This is a genomic window from Paraburkholderia sp. Tr-20389 (assembly GCF_017104565.1).
Classification (GTDB): Bacteria; Pseudomonadota; Gammaproteobacteria; order Burkholderiales; family Burkholderiaceae; genus Paraburkholderia.
In genome coordinates this window covers 1-5,082 of the sequence record NZ_JAAGPD010000101.1, presented here as the reverse complement: position 1 = coordinate 5,082, position 5,082 = coordinate 1, and the positions used below count along the sequence as shown (strand labels likewise).

5 protein-coding genes and 1 pseudogene are annotated in these 5,082 nt (G+C 63.0%); 2 read left to right on the top strand and 4 right to left on the bottom strand.

The features are described 5' to 3' along the window. The 4 genes and pseudogenes from G3N95_RS40290 to G3N95_RS40275 all read right to left on the bottom strand — a co-directional run. A pseudogene (locus G3N95_RS40290) lies at positions 1-172 on the bottom strand (2-methylcitrate synthase); the annotation flags it as partial. 25 nt (positions 173-197) lie between these two features. Continuing rightward, entirely contained in the window at positions 198-1,109 is a 912-nt protein-coding gene (gene prpB, locus G3N95_RS40285) for a methylisocitrate lyase (RefSeq protein ID WP_205975632.1), read from the bottom strand. Further along, positions 1,106-2,128 carry an aldolase/citrate lyase family protein gene (locus G3N95_RS40280; RefSeq protein ID WP_205975631.1) on the bottom strand — a complete coding sequence of 341 codons (1,023 nt, stop codon included), beginning with the start codon at positions 2,126-2,128 and terminating at the stop codon, positions 1,106-1,108. The genes prpB and G3N95_RS40280 overlap by 4 nt, the downstream gene beginning before the upstream one ends. A 221-nt stretch (positions 2,129-2,349) precedes the next feature. Continuing rightward, entirely contained in the window at positions 2,350-3,333 is a 984-nt protein-coding gene (locus G3N95_RS40275) for a malate dehydrogenase (RefSeq protein WP_028371450.1), read from the bottom strand. Positions 3,334-3,870: 537 nt separating this feature from the next. Here G3N95_RS40275 and G3N95_RS40270 point away from each other — a divergent pair. Both G3N95_RS40270 and sdhC read left to right on the top strand, forming a co-directional pair. Then, the gene (locus G3N95_RS40270) at positions 3,871-4,671 is read left to right on the top strand and encodes a GntR family transcriptional regulator (protein ID WP_205975630.1); all 801 of its coding nucleotides are present in this window, start codon (positions 3,871-3,873) and stop codon (positions 4,669-4,671) included. 152 nt (positions 4,672-4,823) lie between these two features. Continuing rightward, the coding region (sdhC, locus tag G3N95_RS40265) for a succinate dehydrogenase, cytochrome b556 subunit (RefSeq protein ID WP_205975629.1) at positions 4,824-5,082 on the top strand (259 nt) is incomplete at its 3' end.

Here is a 5,082-nt window from a genome sequence, read left to right as displayed (position 1 = left end):
AGGCGCCCGCGATATCGAGAATGTCGTAGCCGCGGTAATGCAGGTCGTTGCCCGTCTTGCCGACCGTGCACAGGGCCGTATTGCCCGCCGTCACGCCCGACAGCGCGACGGATTTTTTCGGCTTGAAGCCGCTTGTTGTCTCCGGTGCAGCCGCTTGCGTCGAATCGCTCATTCCAGGGGTCTCCTTGATGTGCCGCTCACTTGTCCTGCTTGTCGTTCTTCGCGCCCTGGCTGAACAGCGCGTCGAGTTTCTGCTCGTACGCGTGATAGCCGATGCGATCGTACAGTTCTTCGCGGGTCTGCATCGTGTCGACGACGGCCTTTTGGGTGCCGTCGCGGCGGATCGCCGTGTAAACGTTTTCAGCCGCCTTGTTCATCGCGCGGAACGCCGACAGCGGATACAGCACCAGCGACACATCCGCGCCGCGCAACTCTTCGACGGTAAACAGCGGCGTCGCGCCGAATTCGGTGATGTTGGCAAGCACGGGCACCTTCACGGCCTGCGCGAATTGACGGTACATCGGGAGTTCCGTCATCGCTTCGGGGAAGATCATGTCGGCGCCGGCTTCGACGCAGGCCATCGCGCGGTCCATAGCCGATTGCAGGCCTTCGACGGCAAGCGCGTCCGTGCGCGCCATGATGACGAAATCGGGATCGGTGCGGGCGTCGACCGCGGCCTTGATGCGGTCGACCATCTCGCCCTGCGACACGATCGCCTTGCCCGGCCGGTGCCCGCAGCGTTTCGCGCCGACCTGGTCTTCGATATGCATGGCGCCCGCGCCGGCCTTCGTGAGCGCCTTCACGGTGCGCGCGATGTTGAACGCCGACGGGCCGAAGCCCGTGTCCACGTCGACCAGCAGCGGCAGATCGCAGACGTCGGTGATGCGGCGCACGTCGGTCAGCACGTCGTCGAGCGTCGAAATGCCGAGGTCGGGCAAACCGAGCGAGCCCGCCGCGACGCCGCCGCCCGACACGTAGATCGCCTTGAAGCCCGCTCGTTGCGCGAGGAGCGCGTGATTCGCGTTGATCGCGCCGACCACCTGCAACGGCTTTTCGGCGGCGACGGCGGCGCGGAACGCGGCGCCCGCGGACGTATGTGCTGTGCTCATGATGTGGACTCTCCCGTTGCGTACGCTTCGTTCGGGCCGAACAGCGGCGCGGCTTCGGCGGGCACGCTGCGGCCCGTCGAGCGGGCGCGGCGCAGCACCGACCAGTAATAGCGATAGCTCGCGCGATCGTGCAGCGTGTCGTGGTGGCGCGTCGGCCCCCATTGCGCGGACTGCGCGGCGAGCAGGATTTCCGTCGCGGTCGCGATCTCTTCGTCGCGCGGCGCGAAGGCTGAGACGATTGCGGGAATCTGCGCCGGGTGGATGCTCCACATGCGCGTGTAGCCGAATTCGTTGCGGGCGCGCAGCGCGTCGTTCGCGACGATGTCCATGTCGCGTACTTCCGTCGATACGTTGTGCGACGGCACCTTGCCGTGTGCATGGCATGCGGCCGAAATCTCGAGCTTCGCGCGTCGCACCAGCGGGTGATCGAACTGGCCGGGCGAGCGCATGGCCGTGTCGGGAATCGCGCCGTCGTGCGCGGAGACGAAGTCCATCAGGCCGAAGCTCAGCGACTCGACGCCGGGCAGCGCGGCGAGATCGAACACGCGCGTCAACGCGCCATGCGTTTCGATCAGCAATTGGGCGGGGACGGGCTTCGCGATGCCGAGTTCGCGGCGCGTGGCATCGATGAACGCGCACATTTCGGCGGCATCGGGCACGCTGCGGATTTTCGGCAGCATGATGAAGGCAGGCGCGCGCTTCGCGGCACGCAGGATCAGGCGCACGTCGTCGCGCCAGTGCGCATGGTTGAAATCGTGAATCCGCACGCCGACGCGGCCGAAGCGGTCGTGCTCGCTGCCGAGCAGCGAGGCGACGAGTTCGGCATGCTCCGCTTCGCGGCCTACTTGCGCGCCGTCTTCGCAATCGAGCGTGATGTCGAAGACGGGCCCGAGCTGCTGCTGCAGCGCGAGCGATTTGAGCATCAGCTTCTCGCTGCCCGCGTAGTGGTCGCAGGCAGGCAGTACGGTGGGCGGCGCTTCGCCGTCAAACAGGACTTCGGCGGGAGTCAATGCGCGCATTCTCGGCGTCAGGAGCGTGGGTACTGTTTGGGAGTTCCGATTCGGGCGCGTTCTGTTATGCCCGGCTGCGAAGTATCGCAGGTCGAATCAAAACGCGCTCGGATCAGTTGCAAACTTTTGCATGACGGCTTGCCGGGCAAGGCGTGATGCAGGATATCGCACGTAAAAAAACCGGAACCCGTCGCGTCGCAACGGTGTTCCGGCTGGTCTGCATGCGGCGATTAGCCGAGCAGGTGCTGAACGCCGTCGCGCTCTTCGAGCAGTTCGTTCAGCGTGTTGTCCATCTTCTCGCGCGCGAATGCGTCGATCTGCAGGCCTTCGACACGCTTGTACTCGCCGTTTTCGCACGTCACTGCAACGCCGTAGACGATGTCTTCGGGGATGCCGTACGAGCCGTCCGACGGAATGCCCATTGTCACCCACTTGCCGTTCGTGCCGAGCACCCAGTCACGCACGTGGTCAATGGCTGCATTGGCTGCCGAAGCCGCCGACGACAGGCCGCGCGCTTCGATGATCGCCGCGCCGCGCTTGCCGACCGTCGGGATGAACGTGTTGCGGTTCCATTCTTCGTCGTTGATCAGCTTGGTCAGATCCTGGCCTTCTGCCGTGGCGACGCGGAAATCCGGGTACATCGTGGGCGAGTGGTTGCCCCACACGACGAGCTTTTCGATCGACGAAACCGGCTTGCCCGACTTGGCGGCCAGTTGCGACAGCGCGCGGTTGTGGTCCAGACGCAGCATGGCCGTGAAGTTCTTCTTCGGCAGATCCGGTGCCGACTTCATCGCGATGTAGGCGTTTGTGTTCGCCGGGTTGCCGACGACCAGCACCTTCACGTCGCGGCTCGCCACTTCGTTCAGCGCCTTGCCTTGCACCGTGAAGATTTCGGCGTTGGCCGACAGCAGGTCCTTGCGTTCCATACCCTTCGAGCGCGGACGTGCACCGACCAGCAGCGCGACGTCGGCATCCTTGAAGGCAACCTTCGGATCGTCAGTGACCACGACACCCGCGAGCAGCGGGAACGCGCAGTCTTCGAGTTCCATCACGACGCCTTTGACGGCGGCTTGCGCTTGCGGCAGATCCAGCAGTTGCAGGATGACCGGCTGATCCTTGCCGAGCATGTCGCCATTGGCGATGCGGAACAGCAGGGAGTAACCGATTTGACCTGCGGCGCCGGTGACGGCAACGCGCTTTGCGGGCTTAGCCATTGAGAAATCTCCAGGACGATGCGTTGAACGCTAGGGAAAACGCCATTCTATATGCGCGTTACGCGAAGCGTGGTTTAAGCACGGCAAATTCGCTGGGCGGGCCCTGCAGGCGGTCCGAAGAAGGCCAGAAGACACGCAGCCGGCGAAGCCGCCGTGCCGGATAATCTGTGCTGCCGAGCACGGGGACGGGAAGATGCTGGCGGCTTTCGCCGCCGCGATTGACGCAACGTCGGGCCGCTGCATGGCGCGGGCTCCTGCAAACAGCGCGTTTCGGCGGGCATTGCGGCCGGCAATGCAGGGCGAAGCGAAACCTGGACTGCGTGAGGGAACAGCGTGATGCAGGGCGGCCTTTCGGTGCATCACGCTGTTGACATAAAGCGGTGTCAAAAATGCGTGTCACAACCCGCAAACCCTTGCTCGACAAGGAGTGTAGGAGTCGGGCGACACAAAGTCAACCGTATCTTATGTCTTATATAAGACATAACTATTACGGGAAAAATCTGGACGGCATGAGGCGCTTTGTGTTGAAATGCGCGCATGAATTCGAACCCGGCCAGCACAGCTAACCCTCCCGGCGCGTCCGGCGCGGGTGAGGCTGCGCCTGCCGCTGCGCCGGCGCCATCGCCGACCTTCAGCCCTCTCTATCAGCAGATCAAGGCGCTCATCACGCAGAGTCTCGAATCGGGCGAATGGAAGCCCGGCGAGATCATTCCTAGTGAAGTCGAATTAGCCGCGCGTTACAAGGTCAGTCAGGGTACCGTGCGCAAGGCGATCGACGAGCTCGCCGCCGACAACCTGCTGGTGCGCCGCCAGGGCAAAGGCACCTTTGTTGCTACGCACAACGAAGAGCGCGCGCAGTTTCGCTTTCTCCGACTTCTCGCCGACGACGGCGCCGAACATCCGCATATTAGCCGGCTGCTGGAATGCCGGCGTTTGCGTGCATCGGCGGAAATCGCGCGGCAACTGGATCTGAAGCCGGCCGATCCCGTCGTGCTGATCAAGCGTCTTTTGACGTTCGACGGCGAAGACACCGTGCTCGATGAAATCTGGCTGCCTGGCGGCGTGTTTCGCGGGCTGACGCTCGAACGCCTGTCCGAGTACAAGGGCCCGCTCTACGCGATGTTCGAAACGGAGTTCGGCACGCGCATGATCCGCGCGTCGGAAAAGATTCGCGCCGTCGCCGCGGATCCGGCCGTCGCAGATCTTCTGCATGTGCCGACAGGATTTCCGTTGCTGTCCGTGGAGCGCGTGTCCTATACCTATGGTGACCGTCCCGTCGAAGTGCGCCGGGGTTGGTATGTCACAACCGGGTATTACTATCAGAACGATTTGAGTTGAATGAAAAGGCATTGCCGTGGGCTTGCGGCAAGGCTTGCAAGTGCCTTGATGCGTGCTTCGCGGCACGCTTTCTAGAGCAGTGTTACGCTGCAGCGCGAAAAGAAATGGCGCTAAAATTGCGGATTAGTGTGACTACATAGTAGGGGTCTAGCATGGCAGAAGCCGTAAAAAAACCGAGGCCGGAATTCCGGAACATCGGTATCGGACAGATATTGACGGCATACCGTCTTCCGCTGGCGGGGCGCGTGTCGATTCTGCACCGCGTGAGCGGCGGACTGATGTTTGTCTTCCTTCCGTTCCTGCTGTACCTCTTCGACCAGAGCCTGACCTCGGAACTGAGCTTCGAGGTGTTCAAGGGCTTCCTGTCCAACATCCTCGTCAAGCTGATCACGCTGGTGCTGGCGTGGGCGT

Excerpts from the sequence above, each read along its gene's own strand:
- G3N95_RS40275 (WP_028371450.1), bottom strand. The coding sequence starts at position 3,333 with ATGGCTAAGCCCGCAAAGCGCGTTGCCGTCACCGGCGCCGCAGGTCAA.
- G3N95_RS40280 (WP_205975631.1), bottom strand. The coding sequence starts at position 2,128 with ATGCGCGCATTGACTCCCGCCGAAGTCCTGTTTGACGGCGAAGCGCCG.
- G3N95_RS40270 (WP_205975630.1), top strand. The coding sequence starts at position 3,871 with ATGAATTCGAACCCGGCCAGCACAGCTAACCCTCCCGGCGCGTCCGGC.
- prpB (WP_205975632.1), bottom strand. The coding sequence starts at position 1,109 with ATGAGCACAGCACATACGTCCGCGGGCGCCGCGTTCCGCGCCGCCGTC.